Consider the following 4,067-nt stretch of genomic DNA (forward strand, 5'->3'; position numbering starts at 1 on the left):
GGTCGATTTGCTGTCTTACCTGGAGCCTCGCCCTCATCGATCACCGGGCTACGCACACCGTCCCTGACCTGCAAGATCAGGTTGGAAAAGGCTCACTGGTTGCGCATCCCGTCCGGGGAACGCGTGGCGTACTCGACGTAACCGTCGCCGTCGCGGTCTCCGAATTCGTCGATCCACCGCAGAGCGGCGTCGGCGTTGGGCCGCAACTGCCGCAACAACGCGTCGTCGCCCGTCCACCGCCAGTACTCGGAGAGCAGGATGAGCCACAGCTGGGTGGTGTCGGCTGAGCCGAAGCAGGGGCCGTACGGCGCGATTCCGAGCTGCGTCAGCTCCCCGGAGCGGAACTCGTGCAGGATCTTCCCGGGCTCCTGGTCGCTGAAGTCGTCGACGGCGTTGCCCTGGTGCGCGGCGAGCGTCACCAGCGCACCCCGCGCGACGTCCGGTCCACAGGTGATGCTCTGGTAGGCGGTGACCAGCGTGTCCCGCCCGAAAATGGTCAGGAACCAGGGCATTCCGGCGGCCAGCAGGACGACCTGTTCGCCGTTGATCTCCTTGACGATGCGCATCGACAGCAGGTCGACGGCGGACTTGTGATAGACGTTGCGCAACAGCTCCGAATCCGCGCTGAGGTCCGGCTTGTTGGCCGCCCACCGCGACGTCATGTCGTCGGCGCCGGGGTCGTGTGCCTCACCGAAGGTGCGGCTGGGCGGCCGTGCCGATGGAGTCCGAGCCCAATTGCGGGGGCATGTCGCGATTCGCGCCGCCGTGAGCCTGTTCCTGCTGTTGCGTCGGCCGAGAATTCATGGCACCCGCGCCTCCCCCGTTGGCAGGGGGCGGCCCCGCCGTGCCCGTTCGCAGTCTAGGACTCGAAAAGATGACCTCGCTGCGATATCGAAGGGCACTGCCGGCGGCGACGCGGACGACCGATCGTGCCGGTGGGCGGGACACCGCTCACCGGCACGATGGACGGCTCACGCCGGCGTGACGCCTGCCCTGCTCCGGCCCACGGTGGTGAGGCGCGCGGGTCGGGCTGGTCCGTCCGCTGTGGCCTGTTCCGTGGCACTCGGCCGGTTGAGCATGTTATCGATAACATGCTATCTTTCGGCGCGGGAGCGAAGGGCACGCTCCCAGTCACCTCAGTCAATCGGCACAGGCAACGCCGAGGGCTCGCCCCTCCCGCCGCCTCGCCGGTCGGTGACCAGTCCGGGCCGCTCCGCCACTGCCAGGCGACCGCAGGCGGTCGTCGGACGACCCTGGTCCGGCTGCATTCCCCCTTGCCCCGTCACGGACAACCCCGGCAGCGACGGTACGGCCCGTACGCACCCGTGTGCGCCACGCCGGCCTCAGGAGCATGCCGGCCCGCACACCGGTGCGAACCGACTCGTTGACGGCGAGGTGCATGTCCTACGGACGATCAACGGCAAGGAGTCGAGCAATGGTCAAACGGAGACAACTCTTCTCGTTCATCGCGGCCGCGGTGGTTCTCGTCGCGGCGACCGGTGGTGCGCTGCGCGGCGGATTCGGCGCCGAGGCGTTGGCTGCCACCAACGGCACCCTCGCGGCGACCGCGGGGTGCGGCAAGGCGCCCACTCTCACCAGCGGGACGCGCACGATTTCCAGCAGTGGCCAGAATCGCAGCTACATCCTCCAGATCCCGGGCGGTTATGACCGGAACCGTCCGTACCGACTGGTCTTCGGCTTCCACTGGCTGAACGGCTCGGCCAACAACGTCGCCTCGGCCGGCTACTACGGGCTGGCGCCGTTGTCGAACAACAGCACGATCTTCGTCGCGCCCCAGGGTATCGACGCCGGTTGGGCCAACACGAACGGTCGGGATCTGACCCTGTTCGACGACATCTCCCGGCAGGTCGAGAATGACCTCTGCGTCGACACGACCCAGCGTTTCGCCCTGGGCTGGAGCTACGGCGGGGCCATGAGCTACGCGGTGGCCTGCGCCCGCCCGACCGTCATCCGGGCGGTCACCGTGCTCTCCGGCGCCAACCTCAGCGGCTGTAACGGCGGTACCCAGCCTGTCGCCTACTTCGGCATCCACGGCATCTACGACAGCGTGCTGAACATCTCCCAGGGCCGGGCGCTGCGCGACACGTTCGTCCGGAACAACGGCTGCACCGCACAGAGCCCGCGCGAGCCCAGCCGAGGCAGCCTCACCCACATCACCACCACCTACTCCGGCTGCCGCGCGGGTTACCCCGTGCAGTGGGCCGCGTTCGACGGCGACCACACCCCGAGCCCGGTCGACGGGTCGTCCAGCCCCAACGACTCCAGGACCTGGACCTCGGCGGAGATCTGGCGATTCTTCACCCAGTTCCAGTCCACCACGCCGCCCACGACCGCCCCGCCGACCACGGCCCCGCCCACCACGCCGCCTCCGACCACGCCCCCGCCGACGACGCCCCCGCCCACCACGCCGCCGCCCACCACGCCGCCTCCGACGACGCCGCCGCCGACCGGGGAGCCGGGCAGCTGCGCCGCCACCTACCGGGCGGTCAACAGCTGGCCGGGCGGCTTCCAGGGTGAGGTCACCGTCGCCAACAACACCGCCACCTCGGTCAGCGGCTGGACCGTACGCCTGACCCTGGCCAGCGGCCAGGCCATCAGCAGCCTCTGGAACGGCACCAACACGGGCACCACCGGCAACGTCACCGTCCGCAACGCTGCGTACAACGGCACCCTGGCGCCGAACGCCTCGACCACCTTCGGGTTCACCGCCACCGGCAACGGCGACACCCCGCCCAGCAACGTCACCTGCACGAGCCCCTGACCGTCCGAGCCCGGGGTCCGGAGCCACCAGCTCCGGGCCCCGGGCCGGGGTTCCACACCGCGTGACCGCCACGGCGGCGGGCAGCGTTCGCACCGCGGGCCGTGCGTCCGGTGGTGCGAGCTTCGGCGCCGCGCCTGCCGGACGTCGGGGCGTCGACGCCCGAGGAGGCCGGGACCAGGCCATGTGCGGGCGTCGATGTTAGCGCCAACCATCCCAGATCGTCGGATGCGCCTTCCCCGGTAGAGGACCTCGGACGGCATTGTTGCCGAGCGTGATCGGCGTCAATCGGTCGCGTCGTGCGCGGGCGCGGGCCGTCGGCTCACCGAAGCGCCAATGTTACGTCTTGACGAACAGCATGTTATCGCTCACAGTCGATGGTCAAGGACGGCGACGGCTACGGCTCACGGGGCGGGCCTGCGACGCCGACCTTGATTCAGGCGTGCGTCCACAGCATGCAGGGGATCTTGTTAGCGCGAACATTCCCGACGCATGCGCCCGGTCGCGTGTCGCGGTGCGCCCAGCTTCGGGTGACCGTTCGGCTCCTGGTGATTGAGGAGGATCATGTCTGCCTTTGGTAGGTCTCCGTCGACGGCACCGCCCTCGCGGCGGCGAGCGTGGTTGGTGCGAGCAGTCGCCGCCGGCGCGGCAGCGGTGGTGGTCGCCGGCGCCGCCGCGATGGCGGTGTCGTCACCCGCGGCCGCGGCGACGGTCGACACCAGCGCCTGGTACGTGTTGGTCAACCGCAACAGCGGTAAGGCCCTGGACGTCTACAACCTGGCCACGAACGACGGCGCGCGGATCACCCAATGGACGCGTAACAACGGTAACCAGCAGCAGTGGCAGTTCGTGGACTCGGGCGGCGGCTACTACCGGCTCAAGTCGCGGTTGTCGAGCAAGGTGCTCGACGTCTACAACCGTTCGACCGCCAACGGCGCGGCGATCGTGCAGTGGACCGACAACAACGGAACCAACCAGCAGTTCCGGCTGGCCGACTCGGACAGCGGCTACGTGCGGCTGATCAACCGCAACAGCAACAGGGTGATGGAGGTGCAGGGCGCCTCGACCGCCGACGGTGGCAACATCGTGCAGTACGACGACTGGAACGGCACCAACCAGCAGTGGCAGCTCGTGCGCGTCGACGGCGGGGGCAACCCCACCACGCCGCCGCCCACCACGCCGCCCCCGGGCGGCACGTGTGATCTGCCGTCGTCGTACCGGTGGTCGTCGACCGGCGCGTTGGCGCAGCCGAAGTCGGGTTGGGTGTCACTCAAGGACTTCACCGTCG

Annotated in this window: 3 protein-coding genes; 2 read left to right on the forward strand and 1 reads right to left on the reverse strand. The window is 69.3% G+C overall.

Translation table 11 applies throughout. The features are described 5' to 3' along the window. Positions 1-92: 92 nt before the first annotated feature. The gene (locus ABZT87_RS31340; protein WP_355140082.1) at positions 93-662 is read right to left on the reverse strand and encodes a hypothetical protein; all 570 of its coding nucleotides are present in this window, start codon (positions 660-662) and stop codon (positions 93-95) included. A 773-nt stretch (positions 663-1,435) separates the two neighbouring features. Here ABZT87_RS31340 and ABZT87_RS31345 point away from each other — a divergent pair. Both ABZT87_RS31345 and ABZT87_RS31350 read left to right on the forward strand, forming a co-directional pair. Then, positions 1,436-2,782, forward strand: coding sequence for a cellulose binding domain-containing protein (locus ABZT87_RS31345; protein ID WP_355140084.1), 1,347 nt, complete (start codon positions 1,436-1,438; stop codon positions 2,780-2,782). A 561-nt stretch (positions 2,783-3,343) separates the two neighbouring features. Beyond that, positions 3,344-4,067, forward strand: a 724-nt coding sequence (locus ABZT87_RS31350; RefSeq protein WP_355140086.1) for a non-reducing end alpha-L-arabinofuranosidase family hydrolase, incomplete at its 3' end; no start/stop codon positions are given.

It is taken from the genome of Micromonospora sp. NPDC005237, assembly GCF_040607775.1.
Taxonomy (GTDB): domain Bacteria; phylum Actinomycetota; class Actinomycetes; order Mycobacteriales; family Micromonosporaceae; genus Micromonospora.